The following is a 26,267-nucleotide window of genomic DNA, read 5'->3' as shown; positions in this document are numbered from 1 at the left end:
TATGGACAATAAAGAAAGATTGGCATTAGCCGAATGGGTTATTAAACACGCAATAAAGAGTGGTGCAGATCAGGTATCAGCATCTATACACAACAATAGATCAGTAGAAATTGAACATAGAAATAAAAAATTAGATAAGCTTCAGGAATCAACACAAAATTCTCTTTCGTTACAGATTTATGCCAAGCAGCGTTATTCTGGTCATAGTACAAGCGATTTAAGAAAAGATTCACTTGAAAAATTTATAGAAGAAGCTGTTGCAAGTACAAAATATCTTACTGAAGATGAATACCGCAAACTTCCTGATCCAAAATATTATCCAACAAAAATTGAAGGTGATCTTAAATTAGTAGATAGTAATTACGAAAAAGTTGATCCGGCGGATCGGGTGAAAATGGCAGCCGAGATTGAACAGGTTGCAATGGCACAAAGCGATAAAATTATTTCTACAACTGCTGGTTACTCAGATGGAATTTATGAAGGTATCCAGGTACATAGCAATGGATTTTCTGGCGAATCAGGTGGAACATATTTTTCGGCTGGTGCAGAAGTAACAGTTAAAGACAATGCCGATGGACGACCGGAAGATTGGTACTATGCTACTACTCGTTTTTATAAAGAACTACCACCATGCGAATTATTAGGCAAATATGCTGTTCAACGTGCATTACAAAAAATCGGGCAGAAAAAAATAGCATCCGGAAAATATACAATGCTGGTGGAAAACAGAACGAGTTCAAGAATACTTTCATTATTCCAGGGTGCAATGACTGCACGCGCAATTCAACAAAAGAGTTCCTGGCTTGATGGCATGCTTGGGAAGAAAATTGCATCCGATGTTTTAACTATTATTGATGATCCTTTTGTGGAAAAAGGAATGGGTTCCCGTCATTTTGATAGTGAAGGAATTGCAGCTAAAAAGCGAGTAATGATAGATAAAGGAGTTCTCCAGCATTATTATGTTGATAATTATTATGGAAAAAAGATTGATATGGAACCAACTTCTGGTTCACCATCAAATCTTTTCTTTGAGTATGGAACAAAATCATTCGATGATATGCGCAAGGAATTGAAAAGAGGAATCATTGTAAATGGTTTCATTGGCGGAAATTCTAATTCAACAACAGGTGATTTTTCATTTGGTATCGTTGGTCTTCTGATTGAAAACGGAGAAATTGTTCATCCGTTAAATGAAATGAATATTTCCGGCAATGCGAAAGAATTTCTAAATCAACTGGTTGCAATGGGAAATGATCCTTATCCGTATTCTTCAGTTAAAATTCCAAGCATGTTGTTTGAGAATGTTGATTTCAGCGGTATCTGATTCTGATGTTTTAGGATTTGATAAAATTATAATTTGGAGACTTTGAGAAGAAAAAATTTTTCTTAAAGTCTCCGGTATAAAATTTAGTTCAAGAAGTATTTTTGTTTAGGAAGTCTCATCAATAATTATCTTTTCCATCATACTCATCTTCATCATCTTCCTTTGACATAGAGAACATACTGCTTAACATATCTTTAAATTGTATTCCGGATTCCAATCTGAATTTGCTAAGTAAAGAATATTCAGCTAAACCGTGCAGTGCAAACTCCATCAATAATAATTTAAATTGTTCATCTTCATTTGGATGAAATTTGTTTATCAATTCTTTTAAACCAGGAACACTTTGCAAAACTTTTTTATAATCTGAATTGGTAACATTATGCAGCAGGTCAACCTCATTTCCTTTGGAAAACCAACTAACAATTACCTGGTATGGATTCGATTCCTGGCTTCGCTTTAGTTTATCCGGACTTGGAAAGTAAAGCGCAAACTGAGAACGAATAGCTTTGCCAATTAAAATTTGAGCAACCTTGCCAGGTCCTTCCTGCTCACCTTCATAAACTAGTTCTATCTTTCCGGTTATGGATGGAATTACTCCAGTAAAGTCAGAAATTCTGATTGAAGTTTCCTTTTCATTATTCAACAAAATTCTGCGCTCGGCAGTACTCACAAGATTTTCATAAGCAGAGATAGTTAATCTTGCAGAAACACCGCTCTTTGAATCAACATATTCGCTTTCACGCGCTTCAAATGCAATTTGTTCAACTAAATTTTTCACTAAATCTGAAGAGCAAATTTTAGTTTGTTGTTCATTGGTTATTCTTGCTTCCTGGTGTGTAATTTCTTTAGAAACATAAATCGATTTTGGATAGTGCGTTAAAATTTGGCTGTCTATTCTATCTTTCAACGGTGTAACAATTGCACCACGATTTGTGTAATCTTCCGGATTAGCTGTAAATACAAATTGAATATCAAGTGGTAAACGTATCTTGAATCCGCGGATTTGAATATCTTCTTCTTGTAAAATATTGAATAAAGCAACCTGGATTCTTGCCTGCAAATCCGGCAATTCATTAATTACAAAAATGCCTCTGTGCGAACGAGGAATTAATCCAAAGTGAATAACTCTTTCATCAGAGTATGGAAGTTTTAAGTTAGCAGCTTTTATTGGATCAACATCACCAATCAAATCAGCAATGGAAACATCCGGTGTTGCAAGTTTTTCTGTATATCGTTCACTTCTGTGTACCCACTGAATTGGAGTTTCATCACCATATTCAGCTATTAAATCAAGTGAGTACCTTGAAATTGGATTGAACGGATCATCATTCAATTCTGAATTTGCAACAATTGGAATATATTCATCGAGAAGATTGATCATCAACCTTGCAATTTTGGTTTTTGCTTGTCCACGCAATCCAAGCAGAATAATACTGTGTCTGGATAGAATTGCAGTATGAATATCTGGAATTACAGTTTGTTCGTAACCAACAATCCCATTAAAAGTGTTTTCTTTTTCTTTAAGTTGAACAACAAGGTTTTCTCTCATTTCATCTTTAATAGGTTTCGGAGAGTAACCGGAATATTTTAATTGTCCAAGTGTTTTTATTTCAGAATAATTTTTAATCTGCATTTAAATCCTGTTTCAATTTTAGTATTAAATGATATTTTATTCTAAGACGTTGGACGTGAAATGTCAAACGTCAGATGTAAAAAGTTAGAAGGAATTCTCTTTTTAAGATGCTATTATTTATTGAAATAAGATTTAACAACAACAGCGATCTATAAACTGATAACCGGGAAATCATTTCACTCTTTTCTTTCTGTTTCTAACGTAATCCTCAAATACATATTCACCAAGCGTATCCGGAGTGCTGTAGAAAGCTTTACCATTGTTTGCTTTAGTAAAATCGCGTACAAACCTTTGCAAATAAGTATCCTGTGCTATCATAAAAGTAGTTATTGTAATTCCATATCTCCGGCATTTAGCTGCCTGATCTAAAGTTTTATTAACTATTTTTCTATCCAAACCAAAACTGTTTTTGTAATATTTAATTCCTTCTTTAAGGCAGGTTGGTTTTCCATCTGTTACCATAAATATTTGTTTGTTGCTTGTCTTTCGTCTTCTAAGTATATCCATTGAAAGTTCTAATCCTGCAAAAGTATTTGTATGATAAGGACCAACCTGGAGATAAGGAATGTCTTTTATTTCAATTGGCCAGGCATCATTTCCAAATACAATAACATCAAGTGTATCCTTTGGATATTTGGTTGTTATCAATTCTGCAAATGCCATTGCAACTTTTTTTGCGGGAGTAATTCTGTCTTCACCATAGAGAATCATAGAATGTGAAATATCAATCATCAAAACAGTTGAGTTTATGGTTTTAAATTCCTTTTCTTCAACTTCAAGATCATCTTCCGTTAAAGAAAATTCATTTATCCCATGGTTTACTTGCGCATTTTTTATTGAGTCGGTCATATCAATTTGATCAAGAGAGTCACCAAATTCATAATCACGCTTGTCTGAAGTTTTTTCATCTCCAATACCAGAAAAGGGAGTTCTATGATTTCCAGCGGATGTTCTTTTCAATTTCCCAAATACTTCTTCAAGGGATTTTCTTCTAATCGATTGCTCGGATTTTGCTGTCATAATTAAAGTATCTGGATCTGCTTCATCTTCTTTGAGATAATTTTTGTCTTTCAATTCCTGTATGAAATCCCCAACTCCATATTTATCCGATGTTAACTTATATTTAGCATCAAGTTGGTTCAACAGCCGCAATGCCTCAGAAACATCACCAGAAGTAAGTGTAAGCAGTTGCAAGAATAGATCAAGAAGCTGTTCAAATGCATTTACATTCTTCGGATCAGGTCTAAAATCTGTAAATCGAAAACCTACCATGATAATTTTTCTTTCATATTGTTTCCTTAATATGAAAACTGAAAATGTCATTTTAAAGTTCTCAATCTGTTAAAATGGGTAAATCCAAAGCTTCTTTTCTAAATTGATTCTAACTATAACAAGAAGTATATTTTGCAAGACATTTTAAATGAATAGGATTATGCGCCCTACTTTTGCTGAGATCAACCTCTCTAATTTGAAGTTCAACTTTTTGAATATAAAAAAGAAAGTTAGAAACACTAAAATTATGGCTGTAGTTAAAGCAGATGCTTATGGACATGGAATGATTGAATGTGTAAATGCTATGAATTCTCTTAAAGAAAAACAACCGGATTATTACAGCGTAGCTTTAATTGAAGAAGCATTGGAATTAAGAACTGTAATTGTCGAACAGCCAATTTTAGTATTTTCACCTATACTTGAATCAAATGTTGAAGAGTACTTTAAGCATAACATTCTTCCCACAGTTTTCAATGAAAATCATATCAAGATTCTAAAGAAATCATGCAATGGAAGAAAAATAAAAGTTCATGTAAAAATTGATACGGGGATGGGAAGACTGGGCATACGGTTTAATGAAGCAGTAAATTTTGTTGAAAATCTTTCAAAACAGGATGATATTATTGTTGATGGAATTTATATGCATTTTGCAACCTCGGATGAAAGGGATAAATCATTTGCCCAGCTACAACTTAAAAGATTTGCTGAAATAGTTAAAGAATTAAAACATAGAAAAGTAAATTATGGTTTAGCACATACTGCAAACAGCGGTGCAATTATAGATTTACCCGATTCCTATTTTGACATGGTTCGTCCGGGAATTTCTTTATATGGGTATTTCCCTTCACTTGAAACAAGCGAATCCATTAAATTAAAACCGGTAATGTCCTTAATTTCATTTGTATCCAGCATAAAAGAAATTAATAAAGGTGAATCAGTTAGTTATGGAAGAAAATTTATTGCTAAACAAAAAACTAAAGTAGCTACAATTCCAATTGGTTACGCAGATGGATACGTCCGGGCACTTACCAACAAAGTTGAAGGAATAATTGGAGGGGAAAAATACAAACAAGTCGGGCAAGTTTGCATGGATAGAATTATGTTTAATATTGGAAATGGTAAAGTTAAAGAAGGAAACAAAATAATTCTTCTTGGCAAAGATAAAAAAGCCGAAGTTAATGCTTGGGATTGGTCGAAGATTTTAGGTACTATTCCTTATGAAATAACCTGTAACATTAGTAAACGGATTCCCAGAGTTTTTATTGACTGATATATGGATTTAATAAAACAATATATAGTTCAATGCATTGTCTCTGCCGCAAATAATCTTCGTTTAAGCACAGAAAAAATTGAAGTAGTTGCTTTACTCCGCGAGGAAATTACACACGCAGAAGATTTAGAAAACTTGATACAGGAAATGAAGAAAGTAACCGAACTTTCTACTTTTGCAATTAAACTTGGAGAAGTATTTACCTATCTTGCCATGGGGAAAATTGATTTTCTAAAACTTTCTGATAAATTCAAAGAACATGGTTCGTACATTGCCAGAGAATTTAGCAATTTACTTGATAAGATAAGTCCACAAATTTATCGTCAGATCAGCTTTTCTATGAAAGAACATATGTTAACTTCAAAATTATCTGTGACTATGAGTGAAACAGTTACAGAAAAAAAAGGTATCGTTTTAGAAGAAATTCATGAAATAAAATCGTCAGAACTTTTTATAAAAGAAAAAGAAAGCGCTCAACCAGATAGTGATAAACTGAAAGAAGAATTTATTTTAGAATTGGAAGAAAAAAGTGATGACATTCTTTTTGAGAAATTTGAGGAAAGAATTTTAACTCCCATTAAAGCAATAGACCAATTCTTAAAAGAACTATCCCCGGAAAAAATTAACTACGATGAACTTGAAAAATTTTATAAGTTGATGGAAAAGAACGCAGAAATTTCTTCTAAAATTGGATTTGAGATAATTGCGAGTATGCATTCCATTTTTGCAAAAGCTTTGTTGCTTATAAAATCTCAGTCGCTCCAACCAGTTAAAGAAGTTCTGGAAGGAATGCGCGCTTGTCTTATAGTAATTGTGGCTGTAGTTAGAGGTAAGGAAGTAGATATTACAAATTATTTAAACCGGGCAGAAAAATTTGGTAAACAAATTCAGGATATAAATTAAGGGAAAATTTATGGAATTATTTGCGGTTATTATGGCTGGAGGTGTTGGTGCACGCTTTTGGCCCAGAAGCAAAGAGAAGACGCCAAAACAGTTATTAAAAATATTTGGGGAAAATTCACTGATCCAGGAAACTGTTTTTAGATTGGATGGATTAATAAAAAATGAAAATATATTTATCATCACTAATAAAATTCAGAAGAAAGCAATCAAGAACCATCTTCCCGAAATTCCTTCCCAAAATATTATTGATGAACCATTTGGTAAAAATACTGCAGCAGCAATCGGACTCGCATCATTAATCATCGAAAAGAAATGTGAAGATGCAGTTATGATAACTCTTCCAGCCGATCATATTATCAAAGAGAAAAATGAATTCCAGAAGACTATTCGGAATGCCGCTGAGTTTGCTTACAAATCCAAAGGATTGTTAACCATTGGAATAAATCCAACAAGACCAGAAACTGGATATGGATATATTCAAGTTGATGAATCTCCTTTGGAAGACAGCATTTATAAAGTACTTACTTTTGCAGAAAAACCAAATTATGCTACTGCGGTTCGGTTTATTGAAAGTGGAGATTTTTTATGGAATAGCGGGATGTTCATTTGGCGTGTTGATTCCATTTTAAGAGAAATTGATAAATATATGCCGGAACTTTCGGATGGATTAAAAGTAATTCAACCAGAAATCGATACACTAAAATTCAAAAAAACTCTTACTAAAGTTTATGGACAATTAAAAAGTATTTCTGTGGATTATGGAATTATGGAAAAATCGAGTATTGTTTATTTAATAAGCGGAAGTTTTTCCTGGAGCGATGTTGGAAGTTGGGAAGAAGTTTTTCAGCTTTCCACAAAGGATGGAGAAGGAAACGCAATTCCAAGTTGCAATTATACACAAAACTCGAGTGACTCTTATGTTTATTCACCCAAGAAATTTGTTGCTTTAATCGGAGTTGAAAATTTAATTGTGATAGATACTAAAGATGCGCTGCTTGTTTGCAAACGAGATCAGGCGCAAGCAGTTAAGAATGTGGTTGATTATCTTAAAATGAAAAAAATGACAAAACATTTATAGTGTAATATTTCATTAAGGAAGAAAGAGAAAAAGATTTGGTAATAACTAACTCAGTTCTTGTTCAATCCTACGAACTTGAAAACTCAATTTATCTTATTAAACTTCATTCGCCAGAAATTGCTCTTAATTGTTCACCGGGACAATTTTGTAACATCAAGGTTTCAACTTCTACTTTCCCACTGTTAAGAAGACCATTTAGCATATGTGAAGTTGAAGAGGAGCATATTTATTTTATGTTTAATATCCTTGGTGAAGGAACAAAATTATTATCGCACAAAAAAGTTGGTGAAACCATTGATGTTTTGGGACCACTTGGCAATGGATTTAATCTTAAAGGTGATTTTGAAACGGCGGTTATAGTTGCTGGTGGTTTAGGATCTGCTCCATTTCCATTTGTAACCAAAAATTTATCTGAAGAGAAAAGGATTTTTTCATTCATCGGAGGACGTTCTTCTAAAGATGTTATTACTTACGGAATGAAAAATATTTTAATTTCTACCGATGATGGTTCTCTTGGATTCCAAGGTAATGTAATCCAGCTTCTTGAAGAGAATATAAATCTTTTAACTTCAACTAAAATTAAAATATTTGGCTGTGGTCCAAATGCGATGTTAAGAATACTAAAAGATTTTAGTATTAAGAACAATTTTGAATGTGAAGTCTCCACAGAATGTGCAATGGCATGTGGGTTTGGTATATGCCAGGGTTGCCCGATAGAAGCCACAGATAAAGAAGGTTATTATCTTGTCTGTAAAGATGGACCCGTCTTTGATGTTAGGAAAGTTGTAATATGAACAATATAGATTTATCCGTACAGATTGGTTTTCTTAAACTTAAAAATCCAGTTATGCTGGCTTCCGGAACGGTTGGATATGGAAACGAAATATCAAATCTAACTGATTTAAATAAACTTGGAGCAATAGTTACAAAGTCAGTAAGTTTGAAACCAAGAAAAGGAAATCCACCGCAAAGAATAGTTGAAACAGCGGCTGGAATGCTAAATGCTATAGGCTTAGCTAATGTTGGTATTGAAGAATTTATAAAAGAAAAAATTCCTTTCTTAAAAGAAATTGATTCTGCTATTATTTGTAATATTGCCGCTAGCACAATTGAAGAATACGTTGAATGTACACGGTTACTTACAACTGAAGAAACAATAAAAGCTTTTGAGATAAATGTTTCTTGTCCAAATGTAAGAGAAGGCGGATTAATTTTTGGTAATGATTTGCAATCAGTTGGAAAGATTACTGAAAAAGTTAGATCTATTACTAATAAACCAATCATCATAAAACTTTCTCCCAATACAGCAAGCATTTCATCATTTGCCAAAATTGTTAAACAAGAAGGTGGAGATGCTGTTTCAGCTATCAATACGTTGGTCGGTACTTCCTTTAACATTAAAACCAGAAAACCAAAATTGATGAATATTACTGGTGGACTTTCTGGACCTGCAATTAAACCAGTAGCGCTTGCTAAAGTTTTAGAAATAAAAAGAAATGTTGATATTCCAATTATTGGTATAGGTGGAATTATGAACTGGGAAGATGCCGTAGAATTTATGATTGTTGGAGCCACTGCTTTTCAGCTTGGAACTGTCAATTTTATTAATCCAAATTGCGGAGTAGAAATCATTAATGGATTGGTGGAGTATTGCAAAAAAATGTCAATTCAGAGTATTGCTGATTTAACGGGATCATATATTATTTAATTTTGATACCAAAATCGATTGAAAAACTTTATTACCTTGAAATCTTGACAATGGAACCTGAAGAAAGAGTAGGTGCAAAGATTTGAAATTAGAAACGGCAATAAGTAAACTTTATTCCTTGCAAAAGTTTGGGATAAAACTCGGTTTAAAGAATATTGAAAAGTTTTTAGAGTTGTTGCAAAATCCTCAAAAGGATTTTAAATCCTTTCATATTGCTGGATCAAATGGAAAGGGAAGTACGGCTTCATTCATCGCAAGTATTTTAACTGAAGCAGGTTTTAAAGTTGGACTTTATACATCTCCTCACTTTGTTAGATTTAATGAACGAGTTAAGATTAAAAATTTTGAAATTTCTGACGATTATATAATTGGATTCATTTCAAAATATTTTAGTTATATTGAACAGGAGAAACTTACTTTTTTCGAAGCAACTACAGCTTTAGCTTTCAAATATTTTTCGGATAATAAAATTGATTATGGAGTAATTGAAACCGGTTTAGGTGGCAGACTTGATGCGACAAATGTAATTAATCCACTTGCCTCAATTATAACTTCTATTAGTTACGAGCATACTGAAATATTAGGCGAAACACTTGAATTGATAGCTGAAGAGAAAGCTGGGATAATAAAGCGAGGTTGTAAAGTATTTATAGGCAGGCTTCCATTAGAAGCAGAAAAAGTAATTGAACGTAAGTGTGACGAATTTTCGGTTGAATTATTTAAAATCTCGAAATATGGAAGTAATGAAATTGATGGTTTGAAATTAGATTTTCCAAAATTATTTTTTGAAAATTTACCGAATCCATTGTTGGGTGAGTTCCAAAAATATAATGCTGCTCTGGCAATCTTAACAGTATCTGAATCGTTGGAAATGTTAGATAAAAATTTATTCAAAAAGGGAATTGATAAAGTTATTCCGAACACTGGATTACAAGGCAGATATGAAATAATTAACGAAAATCCAAAAGTTATTTTCGATTCAGCACATAATGTGGAAGGTGTAGAAAATTTCATTTCAACATTTGCTTCTGAAGCAAGCAATTACGAAAAAAGAGTTTTGCTATTTGGAGCAATGAGAGATAAAGCAATAAGAGATATGCTTTCTACTTTAAATCCTTACTTTACTGAAATACATTTTACAGATATTTTATTAGATAGATGTGCAACGATTGAACAATTAAGTGAAATTGCTTTGGAACTAAATCTAAAATGTTTTGTTGAAACTGATGTGGAAAGTTTTATTTCAGATTTCATTAAAACAAAAAACAATCATTGTCTAGTGGTACTTGGGAGCATATACATATTAGGCTTCATAAAAGAAAAACTATTAACTAAAAAAACACTTGACATTATTTCTTAATAAGCCTAATTTTATCATAGTTCCTCTTGTTCCTATCACAATTTCATATAAACAGAGTGATCTAAAAAAATAACCCCGATTTAACAAATCCGGTTATTGTGAGTAACAATAATTAAATATTTTTCGTAACATAATTAACAGGATTTGAAATATGCCAATGGATATTTCTGAACTGCAATCAAAAAAAATTGTCGATTTGTACAAAATCGCCAAAGAATTGGAAATTTCTGGTTACAGTGATTTAAGAAAGCAAGAACTAATCTTCAAAATACTTGAAGCTCAAACCGCCAAAGACGGATTGACCTTTTCAAAAGGAGTACTTGAAGTTTTAGCCGATGGTTATGGTTTTCTCCGTTCTGCGGATTACAATTATTTACCATCACCGGATGATATTTATGTATCTCCTTCACAAATTAAACGGTTTAGTTTAAGAACTGGGGATCATGTCAGCGGTCAGGTTCGCCCGCCAAAAGAAGGTGAAAGATTTTTTGCATTACTTCGGGTTGAAGCAGTTAACGGGCAAAATCCGGAGGCAATAAGAGAAAGAACACTTTTCGATAACCTTACACCTCTTTATCCAACAAAACGACTTATTCTGGAATCCGCACCCGGCGAGTACTCGATGAGAATAGTTGATATGCTTGCTCCAATTGGAAAGGGACAAAGAGGATTGATAGTCTCTCCACCTAAAAGCGGAAAAACAATTTTACTTCAGAAAATTGCTAATTCGCTTACAAGAAATCATCCTGAAGTAAAATTAATTATTTTATTGATTGATGAAAGACCAGAGGAAGTAACCGATATGCAACGGTCAGTTCAAGCTGAAGTAATTAGTTCTACTTTTGATGAACCCGCTGATAGACACGTTCAGGTTGCAAATATGGTTCAGGAAAAAGCGAAACGAATGGTTGAAGCCGGTGAAGATGTTGTTATTCTATTAGATAGTATAACTCGTCTTGCAAGAGCTAACAATACAGTTGCACCTCATAGTGGTAGAATCTTATCAGGTGGAGTTGATGCAAATGCACTTCATAAACCAAAACGGTTTTTTGGTGCGGCAAGAAATACTGAAGAAGGTGGTAGTTTAACAATCATAGCAACTGCTTTGATTGATACTGGAAGCCGAATGGATGAAGTGATCTTTGAAGAATTCAAAGGTACTGGAAATATGGAAATTGTATTAAGCAGGGATTTAAGCGATAGAAGAATATTTCCTGCAATTGATGTGAATAAATCCGGAACAAGAAAAGAAGAATTGCTATTACGGGAAGATGAATTAAACAAAGTATGGATAATAAGAAAAATCTTAAGCGATTTTGATTCCGTTGAGGCAATGGAATTCTTAATGGATAAAATTAGAGGTACTAAGACTAATAAAGAATTTATGAATAATATGAATAGCTGATATAATAGCAATCATGCTCTATTCATCTTTTTTTATTATCAACTAAGATTGAAAATTGATTATGATTAAAAATAAAGCATTCATTTTCTTTTTTGTAATCTGTTCCTTGGTTTACTCGCAGATTCCCCCAAAAGGAATTTTTATAGAAGCAATACAGACACATGATAATTTTGATGTAAATTGTTTCATCCCATTCAGGGTATCTTATGAACAATTAGTATTTGTAAAAGACAATTCAAAATTTACAGCACGATTTAACATTACAATAGAAGCAACAGATTCTCTTACAAAAAATGTTTTTAGGGAAACTGTTGAGAAAACAATATCATTAGATAATTTTGAACTAACTTCTCGAAAAGATTTATATTCCCAGGGTTTCCTAAAAATGAAATTAGGAGATGGGAAATATAAAATCCTTCCAATTTTTAGTGATGATAATTCTGGCGCTGAATTTAAATTAAAAGAAATTCTATTTGAAATATCTTCAAAAAAGAAAGAGGAGATTTTAAAACCTTTTGTAGTTGAACAGAACAAAGAAGTGGTGATAAATGATTCTACAATGGTTCTTGCTAATTATAATGACTTTATTCCCTTTTCTCCAAAGAATTATGATTTGATTATTCCCGTTCAGGATACAACCATAAATTCAATCGATTTAGAAATATCAAATTCTGATTCATTGGTTCTTAAAACAAAGATTGAGGAATCATTCATCTCATCATTTTCCTTTAATGAATCTGAAAATAAAATATTTGTGTCAATCAATAAAACAAGTTCGTTAACAAAAAATTTTGTTACTCATTCAATTAATCAAAATTTAATGGAAGGGGAATATAATTTTAAAGTAACACTGAATAACCTAAAAAGCTTTTCTTTTCCATTGTCTGTCTCCTGGATTGAAAAACCAACAGCATTAATGAATATTGATTTTGCAATAAAGATTTTAAAATATGTTGCAAGCGAAGAAGATATTAAAATTATTAACAAAGCTTCAAGCAAAACTCTTTACCAGTCGTTGTGCAATTACTGGAAAAAACTGGACCCAACACCACAAACAACTTTCAACGAGTTGATGTTTGAATTTTATGAACGTGTAGATTATTCAGTTTTAAACTATTCGGTTTTGGGAGCAAATAATGGATCTGAAACTGACAGGGGTAAAATTTATATTCAATACGGAAAACCCGATGAGATAAATAGAATTTATACGAACGCAAATAATGTTTCTGAAATTTGGGCTTATAATTCGCCTTCAAGAAAATTTTTGTTCAGAGATAAAACTGGATTAGGAAATTTTGTTCTTGAAAATTCATTATGAAGAAATTTATTTTCACTTGCGGTGATGTTAACGGAATTGGTCCGGAGATTTCGATTAAAGCAATTAATAGAATTTACAACCCCAGCCTAAATAAAATATTTTTCCTTTGTCCCAAAAATGTTTTTGATAACACAACTAATCAAGTAGTACCAAATTTTCCGTTTGAAGTAATCAGCAAATATTCTAATTCTGATGGCGAGAAAGTTACCGTAATCAATTTTGATAAAGCTAAGCTAAAGGTTGGGTTTCCAACAAAAAATTCAGGAATGATTAGCTATAAAGCAATTAGAATTTCTTATAATCTTGCAATTAGTAAAAAAGTTGATGCAATAATTACTTCACCTATTTCTAAAACAGCGCTATCGCTGGCAAATATAAAATATCCCGGGCATACGGAAATGTTAGCCGAGTGGTCTTCAGTTAATAATTTTATGATGATGTTTCTTTCCGATAAAATTAAATGCGGACTTCTTACTATCCACAAACCAATAAGTAAAGTTGCAAAACTTATTACTAAAAAAAGAATTTTAAGGAGTATTGAAGTAGTTGCAAACAGCTTAAAACAAGATTTCGGTATCAGGCAACCGAAAATAGCTATTCTGGGATTAAATCCACACGCTGGAGAGAGTGGATTAATAGGAAAAGAAGAAAAAAAAATCATTGTACCTGCAATGGAAAAGTCGTCTTACTCAAAGTTTTGTTACGGACCATTTGTACCTGATGCCTTCTTTGCAAATAAAAGTTACTTGAATTATGATTTTGTTTTAGGAATGTATCATGACCAGGTTCTTATTCCATTTAAACTTTTAAATTTTCATTCCGGTGTTAATTATACTGCTGGTTTACCGATTATCCGAACTTCTCCTGATCATGGAACTGCGTACGACATTGCTGGTGGAAATAAAGCAGATGAAAATAGTTTAGTTGAAGCTTTCAATTACGCAAATAAAATAATTGATAATCGAAATAGATATGCTTAAGAAAAAAAAGCCATACTCAAAAGTATCCGATATATATCCTCACTTGATGCGTTTTATTAATTACAATGATTGGGCACATTATTATTATTCAATTACCAAAAATAATTTAAAATCAAAACCAAAGGTTTTAGAATTAGCTGCTGGCAATGGTAGTTTGGCAGTTAATCTAAAAAAATATTATAAAAATATTATTGTATCCGACTATTCCTTGAATATGTTGCAGAAATGTAAGGATGATGGTCTACTTAAAGTCTGTTGTAATATGGTTAACCTACCATTCAAGAAGAAATATGATTTAATATTTTCTGCCTTTGACAGTTTTAATTATTTGTTAACAAAAAAAGCATTGAGTAACTTATTCAGAGAAATAAATGAATTGCTGGATGATAGTGGTATTTTTTCATTTGATGTAACATTAGAATTAAATAGCATTAATCATATTTCTTATTTGAACCGGAAAGGTATCTTTAACGGAGTGAGTTACATACAGAAGAGTGTCTACAATAAAGGGAAAAAAATTCATACAAATAAATTTACGTTAACATACCCTGATGGATCTAAAGTTGAAGAAGTTCATCAGCAAAGAATTTATCCTATGGAATTATATTTTAAGTTATTAACTGAAAATGGTTTTTATATTCAAAATTGTTTTGATGCTTTTACATTTAATGATGCATCAAGCAAGTCATATCGAATTCAATTTGTCGCATTAAAAAATAAAAGTTATGCTAACGTTTAGCAATATTACATTTGGATATCCCAACCAACCGCTTTTTAGCGAGTTGAATTTTTCTATGGAGCCGGGTGAATTTGTATTTTTAATTGGTAAAAGCGGTGCTGGTAAAAGTACACTTATTCAAATGATTTATATTAATCTTTTTCCTCATTCCGGCACCGTTCAGGTTGGTCCTTATAATTCAATTACAATAAAGAAAAAGGAACTGCCTTTTTTAAGAAGAAAATTAGGTGTCATTTTTCAGGATTTCAAACTTCTTACAGACAGAAATGTTTATGACAATCTTGCTTTTGTTTTGGATGTTACAGGAACACCAGGGCGGGAAATCAAAAAGAGAGTTTATAATGCTCTCTCAGCTGTTGGATTGTCGCATAAACAAAAAAATATGCCGAATGAATTATCGGGTGGAGAGCAGCAAAGAATTGCAATTGCCCGTGCTATAATAAATGAACCAATGCTTGTTTTGGCAGATGAGCCAACTGGTAATTTAGATCCGGAAACTTCTTTGGAAATTTTGGAAATATTGAAAAAGATAAACTCCAGAGGAACTTCTGTTTTATTTGCTACTCATAATTACGAGTTAGTCCGCAAACATAATGCGAGAATTGTAAAACTTGATAACGGAAAAGCTCTTAAAGTAATATTGAAGCAACCTCAAAAAAGTTAGATCATTAAATATTTTGTTGTAATTCCTGTCGAATAACTTTTCACTTTATATTATCAAGAACTTCCTGAGCAACATCTTGAACAGGTTTATTCCCATCCACAAAAATTAATTTTCCTTTTTTTTCATAATATTTAAGCACCGGTTCTGTTTGCTTATGGAAAACAATTAATCTATTTCTGATCACATCTTCCTCGTCATCTTTTCTTTTATATAAACTTTCCACAGCTTTACATTTTGAGCAATCTCTTTTTCCTTCCAGTTCGCTTATACTGAATATAGTACCACATTCTTTACAGGCTAACCTGTTTGATAATCTTTGTATTATTAGTTCATCATCAACAGTAATGGCAATGTAATGTTCAGTATCTGTTTTCAAAAGTGCAAAAATTTCATCAAGAAGTTTTGCCTGCTCTAATGTCCTTGGGTAACCATCAAGAATAAAACCTTTTTCACAAGCTTTCCCAGATAAAACTTCCTTTATTAAATCCGCCATCAAATCATCAGGAACAAGATAGCCGGATTCAACAATTTCTTTTGCTTTAAGACCAAGCGGGGTTTTATTTTTAATTGAATTACGAAGAATGTCCCCAGTAGAGATGTGCGGAACATTCAATTTATCTGCAAGTATTTTTGCTTGAGTTCCTTTACCAACTCCAGGTGCTCCAAACATTACTATACGCATTTAAAATCCTTATTTTTATTGTTAAAAATATAGGTAAAATGATTTTTAAGCAAATGAAGTAAAAAATATTTTAGATATTCTGTCTCGCAGATCAATTACTTTTCATTTTCTTGAACAAAAGAAAGCACGAGTTTTGAAATGTTACAAAATAAGTATTAAAATAAATAACAAGTATATCCATATCTGGAGCAAATGAAATGAAAAAAAAAATTCTTCTCATAAATCTATTTTTACTATTAAACATTTTACACTCACAAGTGGAATGTACATTACCAAATTCTGGAACAATAAACGATATTTTTAATGTTAAAAATTTTGGTGCAAAAGGGGATGGGCATAATAATGATACCCGCTATATTCAGCAGGCACTTGATTCAATAAAAGAAAGAGTAATAAACTGTGGGAGAGGAGGAACTGTTTATTTCCCTCAAGGTATTTATATGATTGATCGACCATTAAAAATTCCACCAAGATGCACAGTGTTAGGATTGAGTGGGATTTTTACACAATCATATGATTGGGATAAGGATTATTTCAAACATCAACCTGTTGTAATCCGTTTGTTGAACGATGCTAATTGTAATATGATTGAGCCTTATCAGATGGAAGCAACTAGTGGAAACTATCAGGATTATGAAAATGTAATTGTTCAAGGTATAACTTTAGATGGCAACCAGGAAGAACAAAAAAATACAAATAAAACATATGGTTTTTATGTTCCAGAAAGGAAGCCACCGGTGAACAGACCTAATTTTATTTTAAGAGATGTTATGATTTTTAATGTTAAAGGCGATGGTTTCCATAGTGGGAAAAACCAGGGAGAATATACATTTGAAAAAGTATGCGCAAAAAGAAATTCTGGTTATGGATTTTATTTTAACACAAGTGAAGACGTTGCATTTGATAAGGTGTGGGCTTGCGAAAATGGTGAAGATGGATTTCATTTTGAATCCTGTGGAGCAATGCGATTTATGAATTGCGATGCATGGGGTAATAAAGAATCTGGTATTTATCTATATAATAGCGGCGCTTGTTATTTCGATATTTTACAATCGGCATATAACTATAAACAGGGGGTTGTTATAAAAGAATGTTTCGATGTAAATTTTACTAATGCAATATTTTATGGTAACGATAGACTTGATTGGGATAAAACCAAACCTACTATTTCGGCATATCCTGAAGTATTATTAATCTCGAACCAAAACGGATTTGGGAGTTATGGTGTTAAGTTTATTGCCTGCAAGTTTGGACAATCGGGAACTGGAGTGCAATCGAGCTATGCAATTTTTGACTCATCAATAAATCACCAAAAGTCAATTCCAAGAAATAATTCTCTTATTGGATGTATGTTCGTAACAAACAGATTTAATTACGGCATTTGTAACGATAACGTAATGGATTATTATATTTTTGAAGGATGTACCGGCGGTTTGGATGGGGCATTACAAATTCCGAATCCAGCGAGTTTTAGAAGTTACAATTCTGCTTCTCAAACTTCTTCTATTCTAACTCCGCAGAATTATATTATTGAGATTAATACAGAAAAAACGAATTACAATTTACAGTTACCTTTATTTGAATTAACTTATTTAGGGAAAGAATTTATTGTAATTAAAAGCCACTCTAATAATTCTATTTTAATCAAACCGTCAGAAAATCAATTGATAAATGGTTCTTCAGCAACTTATACTTTTTCCGGGAGTGAATATTCGCAAATTAAAATAATAAATGGCGGAAACAACTGGATTATTACACATTAAAAAAATGTGATGGCACTAAATATTTGTATTACCAGATAATCAATTATTTTTATCTTGGCGTTTCTTCTTAAAAAATTTTTTCATTAAATTGTTGCTTTCTTCAGCAAAAAGCCCGGTAAAAATTTTTATTTGATGATTTGCTTTTCCTTCTTCAGCAATATTGTACAAAGATCCACAAGCTCCGAACTTTGGTTCAAAAATAGAAAAGTAGATTGACTTAATTCTTGCCGCGATTGAAGCCCCGGTACACATTATACATGGTTCTACTGTAACATAAAGTTCGCATTCATTCAATCGCCAATTTTGCAGATGGTTAGCTGCAGCTGTTATTGCAATTATTTCTGCGTGGGCTGTAGGGTCTTTTAACTTTTCTGTTTGGTTATATCCTTTGCCAATGATTTTATTCTGATAGACAACCACCGCACCAATAGGAACTTCATCTTCCTCAAGCGCTTTTTCAGCTTCTAAGAAAGCGGAATACATAAATTTATAATTGAATTCTGAGAAGAGCATAGCAATAATGTAAAATGAATAATTTATAATGTACAATGAAAGAAAATTGAAATAGAAGTAATTATAAATTTTACATTATTCATTATACATTAAATTCGTACGCCCGGAAGGATTCGAACCCTCAACCCTCAGATCCGAAGTCTGATGCTCTATCCAGTTGAGCTACGGGCGCAAAAATTTTTGGTTATTGGAATTATCCGTTTGAATCAAGGAACATTAACTACAATTCAAATATATTAAAATAAATTATGATGAAGTAATACATCAAACAATAAAAAAATATTAGAAGTATTAATGAACTAACTTGTTACTAATGCTAAATCATTTTATTCAATGATTTTTGTTGTTTATCAATTTTGCTATAATCAAGTTCAGAACCTAAAACGCTATGAGGAATTATATAAACAACTAACATCAACAATGCGGCAAAAGCTATCCACCGTTTTGGCTGCGAATATTTTCTTAATGCATATGCAGCAATTATCCATCCGATTAATGCAATTAGAGTTTTGTTATCTGTAAGATCGAATCCGAAGGGTACTCCTGTCCATAAAGCCCCAAATGCATAAAGCTGGGTTAAAGGACCGAATATCATTCCACCAAGGACAATAAATATTAAAGTCCAGGTTGTATATATTTTTAGTTTTGGGTCGCTGTTAAAAATTTCTAATCCTGTTCTTGTGGATAACAACATTGCAAAAAAAATAAAAATTATGTGTGGAATTAAAATAAATCCCGGAACATCACCTTTAAACCTAATAACTATCGGTTGTTCAGAAAGTAGAACAATTTTATTTCCACTTTTCAGTTTTACATTATATTGTAATTTACCGGAGGCTGGTTGAGCGGGCATTTCCGCTAAAAGAAAACCATTTTCAAATTTCATTTTTTCAATAATAGTCTGGTCATTTGATTTATATCTTTTCCATTCCAAAAATCCTTCAATCGAATTATCAACTGTTTTAAATTTTATTAAGTAATTTGATGAAGTAGAATGGCTTCTTTCCAATTTATATATGATGGAATTTTCATTCACCATTTTTTCGCCTGTTACCGGGTACGTTGGACCTGTAACCCTTTGATAGTAGGCGGAAGCAATTGTAATTAATATTGCAAATATCCACAGTAAAGTCGATTTTTTCATAAAAATTAAATAATTGTTGAGTGTGTTTAATTACAATCTTTTTAACAATAAATAATGATTTACAGATGATTCAAAAATTGGTAAAATATAGGGGAACTCTTTTAAATCCCGAGAGTATCTAATTCCTACATCCTTAAACAAAAATACAGTTACAAGATTAAATTTCAAAGATGAATATTTGGAATATGTCAGATTTTCAAAAAAAATAATTATTTTCACAGAAATACAAATCCATTGCTTTCACAAGTCGATTAAGTTTTATATTTTCCGCACCATATATTGCAAGAATATTTTACACAACGGCAATTTTTAATTCATTAAAAATATTTATTACTACAATGGACATAATTTCAAAGGAGTTACAAATGGCAAAACATAAGTGGGTGAAAGAATTCCCTGGTAAGATTGAAGTTTGCGATGTAAATGGTATTCTGATGGAGATGAATGATCAAGCAAAAAAACAGGAAGATGGGGAACAGGTAATAGGAACGAATATCCTTGATTGCCATCCAGAACCTGCGCGAACAAAGTTGAAGAAAATGCTTGAAAGCGGACAACCAAATATTTATACGATTGAAAAAAATGGTAAGAAAAAGTTGATCTATCAATCTCCCTGGTACATTGATGGCAACTATTCAGGATTTATTGAACTTAGTTTGGAAATTCCAGAGATAATGCCTCATTTTATTCGTAAAAGTTAGATTTCAAACTACATTATTAAGTACTAATAAAAAGTAATATATAAACATACAATCGAAGTTATAATACAATCAGCTTCTATTGGATTTTAAGAAGTAAAGTAAAATTGATTTTTCCCAGTTGTGTCAATCTTTTTGAATGGGGGAGAGATGACCTTTTTCTATCAGCATCTTCTATTACCTGAAAAATTATTTGAGCAATAACAAAATTTGCAAAATGGTCTTCTATCAGTGTAATTCTGTTATTTCAACTAAGTTTAAGATTCGTGTTTGAGGATTAAACATAACCTTTCCTTCCACCTGGATCCATAAACCTCGGAGTGCAGATAAAGTAGATTCAGCATTTTTTAAGTTATCAAACTCCAGATCAACAATAACATAATTTGGATCATCTTTGGGTTGGTAAATACGATAAAGCCGCACACCGGATTGCTTACGGTTAATTGGATCACTATCGAATGCTTTTTTCCATCCATTAAAGTTTGGGACATTATGTTCAATCCGAAGAATTATCATACTAACCTCCTGTGAAATAATTATCAGCAATTACACACTTAATAATTATTATACAAAATTCGTAGGAAACTATCTATAATGGATTAGGAGAATGGCGTTGGTAATTATATTCAACTTAAGGTAAGAAAGCAGGAAATGAATACTTCCAACTTATTTAGTCCAAGTCTTTATTCGTATCGCAAAGCTTCAATTGGATCTAAGTTGGATGCTTTGATGGCTGGGTACACACCAAAGATAAGTCCAACTGCTGTTGTTACAGTTAAACCAACAACAACCCAAAATACTGGCAGCACCACGGAAGCGCTTAATAACATTCCAATTATATTTCCGCCGATTAAACCAAGAAGAATCCCAACCGTTCCACCTACAAGACTAAGTGCTATTGCTTCAACAAGGAATTGAATTCTGATTGTTCTCTTCTGAGCACCAATGGCTTTTCTAATTCCAATTTCGCGGGTTCGTTCTGTAACGCTAACAAGCATGATGTTCATGATTCCAACACCAGCAGCAATCAAGGCAATGAAAGCAATAATTGCAGCGCCAAATTTAAAATATTTAGTTATGTCATTAAACTGGGTAACTAACTGATCATTGGAAACAATTTCAAAATCATTATCTTGCCCTGGCGGCACTTTACGGATTGTTCTTAAAGCACCAACTACCTGATCGGCAGTAGCATCAAACAATTCGTGACTCGGAGCCTGCACATTAATTCCAACTGACTGATGATCATCTCCAAAGTATTTTGCAAAAACTGAAATTGGTGTAATAACAAAATTATCCTGACTTTGCCCTAATATTTTTCCTTTAGGCTCAAAACGCCCAATTACTTCCAAAGTCATATTATCAACCATAATTTTTTGCCCGATGGGATCTATTGTTTTAAATATTTTAATTATTACGTCTTCTCCAAGAATGCATACATTTCTTGCATAATCAACATCTTGCTTAGAAAATCCTCTACCATCACTAATTATATAGCTTGATGTAATAAACTCATCTGTATTTACACCAACAATGTAAACATTTGGATTTGTTTGTTCTTTACCATATTTAACAATTTTTCCATCATTGCCAAGTGAGAGGCCTACTGCGATTGGAAGTGTTGTCATCTCTTTTAACCGTTCGCCTTGCTCAATGGTAATATCTTTCCGGTTACGATATTTGCGCCAGCTTCCTGGTCCCATCTGGATAGCAGGATATTTTTGAACTATGATATTATTAGTTCCAATTTCGCTGAATGCGTCCTCAATACTTGATTGAATTGCAGAGATTGCCGTCATAACTACAATGATTGAAAACAATCCTACTGCAATTCCAACTAATGTAAGAAAAGATCTTAGTTTGTTGGTTCTTAGCGAGTTGAACGCCATCAATATACTTTCGAATATTTGGATCATAATAATTTTAGTTTTGTTTATTTTCTCTTTTTTCAAATACTTGAAGAAAGAGTTATAAAAATTTTATTTATTCAAATCTAAGGGCTTCTACAGGATTCATTTTAGCTGCTTTAAATGCAGGCAGAAAGCCGGATGCAACGCCAACCAAGGCAGAAATAACCAGGGCAAGAACTATAATTTCTAACGGCATTGAAGTTGGGATAAACTGATTTACAATCAAACTAACTGGAAACGCAATTATTAAACCTATTATTCCGCCAAGTATACAAATTATTGCAGCTTCCGCTAAAAATTGAATAAGAATAGACCAGGTTTTTGCACCAATCGCTTTACGTATACCTATTTCTTTAGTTCTTTCTTTTACTGAAACGAACATAATATTCATAATTCCAATTGCACCAACAAAAAGAGACAGGGCAGTAATTACAAGTCCTGCAATTGCAATGGTTCCTATAATCATATCGTATGCTTTTGTAAAAGCTTCCATTTGGTTTATGGCAAAATCATCCGGCTTATGTGGGGGAACTTTCCGTATCGTACGCATAACCGCTCTTACTTCTTCCTTTGCATCCATAAGCTGACTTGGATTTATTGCTTTTATAGCTATCCGGAAAGAATTTCTTCTTTCCCCAAATAATTTTTTAAATAACTGGAATGGAAGAATAACCTGTCCATCTGCGCTAGCGGCACCTAAAAAACCGCTACCTTGTTTTTCCAGAACTCCAATCACTTTTAATGGCGCTCCTTTCATTTTGATAAATTTATTCAATGGATCTTCATTTGCAAAAAGTTTATCGGCAATATCCTGTCCAATAACGCATACATTTCTTGCTCCCTTAACTTCAAGTTCAGTAAAAAATCTTCCGCTTGCCGGAAACGTGCCAGCTACTTTTATATAATCTTCTGTAGTACCAAAATTAGAAGTGGATGTAGCAGATTTTTCATTTCGTTTTACAATTTCTCCGTGCGATCTAACTGTAGGAACCACAGCACCGGCTAATTTTAATTGGGATTTAAGTTTTTCATATTGTTCCCAGGTTATATCTTTCCTGTTGCGGTAATAATGCCAGTCCTGGTCACCAAACCATTCAAATTTTTCCACATATAAAACATCAGTGCCAATTACTGAGATTGATTCCAGGAATGAATTTCTTAATCCAGTTATTGCAGTTTGCATAGTTGTAACTGCAACAATTCCAATAACAATTCCAAGTGTTGTAAGGGCAGTACGCATTTTATTTGCTCTAAGAGATTTCAGAGAAAATATAACACCTTCTTTTAATTCGAGAAGAAAATTTTTCATTTTAATAATTAATTTTAAATCTGATTGTCAAAAATATTAGAACTAATTCTTATTTACAAACAGAACAATAAAAAACGCAACAAAGAAGTTGCGTTTTTTAGACAAAAAAATTGTTGCCAGGGTTTTATTCATACCTAAGCGCTTCGATTGGATCCAGGTTTGAAGCTTTATACGCAGGATACGTACCAAAAGTAATTCCGACTATAACGCAAAGCAGGATACCAACAATTACAGATGTAAGTGGGATAGTTGGATTAGCCGCAAGAAATGTCCCAGCAAGGTTGCCAATTGCAACCCCAAACACAATTCCAAGTACGCCTCCAAATAAGCTTAATACAACCGATTCAATTAAAAACTGAATTAAAATATTAATTCTCTTTGCACCTATCGCTTTTCTAATTCCAATTTCTCTGGTTCTTTCAGTTACAGAAACGAGCATAATATTCATAATGCCAACACCGGCGGCTAATAAAGCAATTGCTGCAATTACTATTGCACCAAGTTCAACATATTTAGTTGTGTTATTTATTGTTGATAAGATTGTTTCATTTGAGAAAATATCAAAGTCATTATCTTTACCTGCTGGTACTTTTCTGATTGCACGAAAATTTCCAATTGCTGCTTCAATTGTTGCATCATAAGTATCCCGGCCAGTAGCCATAACTGTTATATTTACACTATGGTTATATTTGCCATAAAAACTTTGATATGTAGTTATCGGTAAAATTGCAAAATTATCCCGGCTCTGTCCAAAAATTTCTCCCTGTCCTTCATAAACTCCAATAACCTGAAGTCTATTTCCATCAACTTTTACATATTGCCCGATAGGATCAACATACACGAATAATTTTTTAGCAACATCTTTTCCAAGAACAATTACGCGGACTGCTCTTTCAACATCATTATTATTTATAGCTCTGCCGTCTTCTACAATCCATTTATTATTTGGTTGGGCTTCAGGAGTAATTCCGCAAATCTGAACATTTGGATTTGTTTCAACATTCCCAAATTTTAATTGTTTTCCAAAATTCCACATTTCTGCACCAACAGATTGTGCAATAGTCAGTCTATCCTTAAGCCGGTAATATTCTTCCAAAGTTAAATCATGCCGGTTGCGGTACTTTTCCCAGAACTCCGGACCACCACCTTCCATAGCCGGATATTTTTGTATTTGAAATGTATTTTGCCCAAGCTGAGATACTCCTGATTCAATACTGTTCTGAAGCATCGTAAGAATTGTGCTGATAGAAATGATAGAGAAGATACCAACTACAATTCCAAGTATAGTTAATAACGAACGCAGCTTGTTAGTGCGCAGCGAGTTTAAGGCAACTATTAAAACTTCCATAAATCTCATTACTCATACCTCAATGCTTCCACAGGATCCATCTTTGCAGCGGTATAGGCAGGAGCAAAGCCGGATATTAAACCTGTTATTAATGAAATTACAATTGCTAAGATTACAGAATCAAATTGAATAGATGTTGGTAAAAATTGGTTAACTATCAAACTTAAAATGATTGCACCAATTAGACCTATAAGTCCACCAATTAAACAGATGATAGTAGCTTCGGTTATAAATTGAGTCCAAATAGTTCTTCTCTTTGCACCAATAGCTTTTCTAATTCCAATTTCTTTAGTTCTTTCTTTTACAGAAACAAACATAATGTTCATAATTCCAATAGCGCCAACAAAAAGAGCCAAGCCAGTAATGAACAAACCTGCTGTTTGTATAACTCCAACAGTTTGATTGTATTGTTGAGTTAATGCTTCCTGCTGATTAACGGAGAAATCATTTTCCTTACTAAATGATAACCCACGGACTTTGCGCATAACTCCTTCAGCTTCCTCCCGAGTATCTGCAACCATAGCCGTATTTTTTGCCCGAACCACAATTGTTACGCTTCGGAAATTTTCAGACATAAAATATTTGAACAAGGTTCCAATAGGCACAAACACTTGTTTATCAGGATTCCAGGCACCCATTATAAAACTACCTTGTTCTGCAAGTACACCAACAACCCGGTAATTAACAGAACCAACTTTAATTGTTCTATCTACTGCATTTGTATTTTGGAATAGATTTTTAGCAACGTCACTTCCAAGCACCGCTACATTTCTGGAACCTTTACTTTCAAGATCATTAAAAAACCTTCCTTCGTTAAAGGTAAAATTTGTAGTCGCAAGATATTCGCTGGTAGATCCATTAACAACTACACCATTTGATTTTTGAGCACCATTTTTAAGGTTTTGAATTGACCACAAAGTGGGGGCTACAGCAACCGGTAGTTTTGCCATCTCTTTGAATTTTTCATATTCCGCCATAGTAAGGTTTTTCCTGTTCCTTATCTTCCACCATTCATTATCAGAAAACCAAGCCCATTTATCGATGTAGAGATTGTCCGAACCCATTGAGCTTATACCACGTTCAAATGCGCCATCTATTCCTTTTATAGCTGTAGACATTAATACTACGGAAGTAACACCTATAAAAATTCCAAGTGTTGTAAGAGCCGCTCTTATTTTATTTGCTCTTAAAGCACGGAGAGAAATAATCAACCCCTCTTTTAATTCATAGATGAAGTTTTTCATAG

Annotated in this window: 24 protein-coding genes and 1 tRNA gene; 14 read left to right on the top strand and 11 right to left on the bottom strand. The window is 32.8% G+C overall.

Translation table 11 applies throughout. The features are described 5' to 3' along the window. The first annotated feature begins 1 nt into the window (after position 1). Positions 2 to 1,324 carry a TldD/PmbA family protein gene (locus NTX22_04635; GenBank protein ID MCX6149791.1) on the top strand — a complete coding sequence of 441 codons (1,323 nt, stop codon included), beginning with the start codon at positions 2 to 4 and terminating at the stop codon, positions 1,322 to 1,324. Between the two features lie 118 nt (positions 1,325 to 1,442). Here the strand turns inward: NTX22_04635 and NTX22_04630 are convergent, their stop codons facing one another. Together NTX22_04630 and NTX22_04625 are read right to left on the bottom strand one after the other, a co-directional pair. Next, positions 1,443 to 2,957, bottom strand: coding sequence for a magnesium chelatase (locus NTX22_04630; GenBank protein ID MCX6149790.1), 1,515 nt, complete (start codon positions 2,955 to 2,957; stop codon positions 1,443 to 1,445). A 171-nt stretch (positions 2,958 to 3,128) separates the two neighbouring features. After that, on the bottom strand, positions 3,129 to 4,280 hold the full coding sequence (locus tag NTX22_04625; GenBank protein MCX6149789.1) for a hypothetical protein: 1,152 nt from the start codon (positions 4,278 to 4,280) through the stop codon (positions 3,129 to 3,131). A gap of 109 nt (positions 4,281 to 4,389) precedes the next feature. On the opposite strand from NTX22_04625, the gene alr reads away from it, so the two are divergent. The 11 genes from alr (at position 4,390) to ftsE (ending at position 15,654) form a co-directional block, all read left to right on the top strand. Then, positions 4,390 to 5,499, top strand: coding sequence for an alanine racemase (gene alr / locus NTX22_04620; protein MCX6149788.1), 1,110 nt, complete (start codon positions 4,390 to 4,392; stop codon positions 5,497 to 5,499). Between the two features lie 3 nt (positions 5,500 to 5,502). Further along, positions 5,503 to 6,402 (top strand): hypothetical protein, encoded by a 900-nt coding sequence (locus NTX22_04615; protein ID MCX6149787.1) that lies wholly within the window; start codon positions 5,503 to 5,505, stop codon positions 6,400 to 6,402. Positions 6,403 to 6,412: 10 nt separating this feature from the next. Continuing rightward, a complete protein-coding gene (locus tag NTX22_04610; GenBank protein MCX6149786.1) occupies positions 6,413 to 7,480 on the top strand; it encodes a mannose-1-phosphate guanylyltransferase in 1,068 nt (355 codons plus the stop codon). Between the two features lie 35 nt (positions 7,481 to 7,515). Beyond that, on the top strand, positions 7,516 to 8,274 hold the full coding sequence (locus tag NTX22_04605; protein MCX6149785.1) for a dihydroorotate dehydrogenase electron transfer subunit: 759 nt from the start codon (positions 7,516 to 7,518) through the stop codon (positions 8,272 to 8,274). Continuing rightward, positions 8,271 to 9,188, top strand: a complete 918-nt coding sequence (locus NTX22_04600; GenBank protein ID MCX6149784.1) for a dihydroorotate dehydrogenase — start codon at positions 8,271 to 8,273, stop codon at positions 9,186 to 9,188. The genes NTX22_04605 and NTX22_04600 overlap by 4 nt, the downstream gene beginning before the upstream one ends. An 82-nt stretch (positions 9,189 to 9,270) precedes the next feature. Then, on the top strand, positions 9,271 to 10,548 hold the full coding sequence (locus NTX22_04595) for a bifunctional folylpolyglutamate synthase/dihydrofolate synthase (GenBank protein ID MCX6149783.1): 1,278 nt from the start codon (positions 9,271 to 9,273) through the stop codon (positions 10,546 to 10,548). 157 nt (positions 10,549 to 10,705) lie between these two features. After that, complete coding sequence (gene rho / locus NTX22_04590) at positions 10,706 to 11,953, top strand: transcription termination factor Rho (GenBank protein ID MCX6149782.1); 1,248 nt, start codon at positions 10,706 to 10,708, stop codon at positions 11,951 to 11,953. A 61-nt stretch (positions 11,954 to 12,014) separates the two neighbouring features. Beyond that, positions 12,015 to 13,271: a GWxTD domain-containing protein gene (locus NTX22_04585; GenBank protein MCX6149781.1), complete on the top strand. Its 1,257-nt coding sequence runs from the start codon at positions 12,015 to 12,017 to the stop codon at positions 13,269 to 13,271. Next, the gene (gene pdxA, locus NTX22_04580) at positions 13,268 to 14,251 is read left to right on the top strand and encodes a 4-hydroxythreonine-4-phosphate dehydrogenase PdxA (protein ID MCX6149780.1); all 984 of its coding nucleotides are present in this window, start codon (positions 13,268 to 13,270) and stop codon (positions 14,249 to 14,251) included. Before NTX22_04585 ends, pdxA begins: the two co-directional genes overlap by 4 nt. Then, the gene (locus NTX22_04575) at positions 14,244 to 14,990 is read left to right on the top strand and encodes a methyltransferase domain-containing protein (protein ID MCX6149779.1); all 747 of its coding nucleotides are present in this window, start codon (positions 14,244 to 14,246) and stop codon (positions 14,988 to 14,990) included. The genes pdxA and NTX22_04575 overlap by 8 nt, the downstream gene beginning before the upstream one ends. Next, complete coding sequence (ftsE, locus tag NTX22_04570; GenBank protein MCX6149778.1) at positions 14,977 to 15,654, top strand: cell division ATP-binding protein FtsE; 678 nt, start codon at positions 14,977 to 14,979, stop codon at positions 15,652 to 15,654. The genes NTX22_04575 and ftsE overlap by 14 nt, the downstream gene beginning before the upstream one ends. Before the next feature lie 40 nt (positions 15,655 to 15,694). Here ftsE and NTX22_04565 read toward each other — a convergent pair whose 3' ends face one another. Then, positions 15,695 to 16,336: an adenylate kinase gene (locus tag NTX22_04565; protein MCX6149777.1), complete on the bottom strand. Its 642-nt coding sequence runs from the start codon at positions 16,334 to 16,336 to the stop codon at positions 15,695 to 15,697. 197 nt (positions 16,337 to 16,533) lie between these two features. Here NTX22_04565 and NTX22_04560 point away from each other — a divergent pair, with 197 nt between their 5' ends. Beyond that, complete coding sequence (locus NTX22_04560; protein ID MCX6149776.1) at positions 16,534 to 18,099, top strand: glycosyl hydrolase family 28-related protein; 1,566 nt, start codon at positions 16,534 to 16,536, stop codon at positions 18,097 to 18,099. A 39-nt stretch (positions 18,100 to 18,138) separates the two neighbouring features. Here NTX22_04560 and tadA read toward each other — a convergent pair whose 3' ends face one another. The 3 genes from tadA to NTX22_04545 all read right to left on the bottom strand — a co-directional run bounded on the left by tadA (position 18,139) and on the right by NTX22_04545 (position 19,756). Next, positions 18,139 to 18,582 carry a tRNA adenosine(34) deaminase TadA gene (gene tadA / locus NTX22_04555; GenBank protein MCX6149775.1) on the bottom strand — a complete coding sequence of 148 codons (444 nt, stop codon included), beginning with the start codon at positions 18,580 to 18,582 and terminating at the stop codon, positions 18,139 to 18,141. Between the two features lie 128 nt (positions 18,583 to 18,710). Beyond that, positions 18,711 to 18,784: transfer RNA gene (locus tag NTX22_04550), tRNA-Arg, on the bottom strand. Between the two features lie 144 nt (positions 18,785 to 18,928). Next, complete coding sequence (locus NTX22_04545; GenBank protein MCX6149774.1) at positions 18,929 to 19,756, bottom strand: hypothetical protein; 828 nt, start codon at positions 19,754 to 19,756, stop codon at positions 18,929 to 18,931. Positions 19,757 to 20,121: 365 nt separating this feature from the next. On the opposite strand from NTX22_04545, the gene NTX22_04540 reads away from it, so the two are divergent. Next, positions 20,122 to 20,457, top strand: a complete 336-nt coding sequence (locus tag NTX22_04540; GenBank protein MCX6149773.1) for a hypothetical protein — start codon at positions 20,122 to 20,124, stop codon at positions 20,455 to 20,457. 225 nt (positions 20,458 to 20,682) lie between these two features. On the opposite strand, the gene NTX22_04535 is transcribed toward NTX22_04540, so the two are convergent. The 5 genes from NTX22_04535 to NTX22_04515 all read right to left on the bottom strand — a co-directional run bounded on the left by NTX22_04535 (position 20,683) and on the right by NTX22_04515 (position 26,265). After that, entirely contained in the window at positions 20,683 to 20,970 is a 288-nt protein-coding gene (locus NTX22_04535) for a hypothetical protein (protein MCX6149772.1), read from the bottom strand. Between the two features lie 167 nt (positions 20,971 to 21,137). Continuing rightward, positions 21,138 to 22,370: an ABC transporter permease gene (locus NTX22_04530; protein MCX6149771.1), complete on the bottom strand. Its 1,233-nt coding sequence runs from the start codon at positions 22,368 to 22,370 to the stop codon at positions 21,138 to 21,140. A 67-nt stretch (positions 22,371 to 22,437) separates the two neighbouring features. Further along, a complete protein-coding gene (locus NTX22_04525) occupies positions 22,438 to 23,673 on the bottom strand; it encodes an ABC transporter permease (GenBank protein ID MCX6149770.1) in 1,236 nt (411 codons plus the stop codon). Between the two features lie 124 nt (positions 23,674 to 23,797). Then, positions 23,798 to 25,021 (bottom strand): ABC transporter permease, encoded by a 1,224-nt coding sequence (locus NTX22_04520; protein ID MCX6149769.1) that lies wholly within the window; start codon positions 25,019 to 25,021, stop codon positions 23,798 to 23,800. An 8-nt stretch (positions 25,022 to 25,029) separates the two neighbouring features. After that, the gene (locus tag NTX22_04515; protein ID MCX6149768.1) at positions 25,030 to 26,265 is read right to left on the bottom strand and encodes an ABC transporter permease; all 1,236 of its coding nucleotides are present in this window, start codon (positions 26,263 to 26,265) and stop codon (positions 25,030 to 25,032) included. Between the last annotated feature and the right edge of the window lie 2 nt (positions 26,266 to 26,267).

This window comes from Ignavibacteriales bacterium, assembly GCA_026390815.1.
GTDB lineage: Bacteria > Bacteroidota > Ignavibacteria > Ignavibacteriales > SURF-24 > JAPLFH01.
This window is presented reverse-complemented; position numbering and strand designations above follow the sequence as displayed.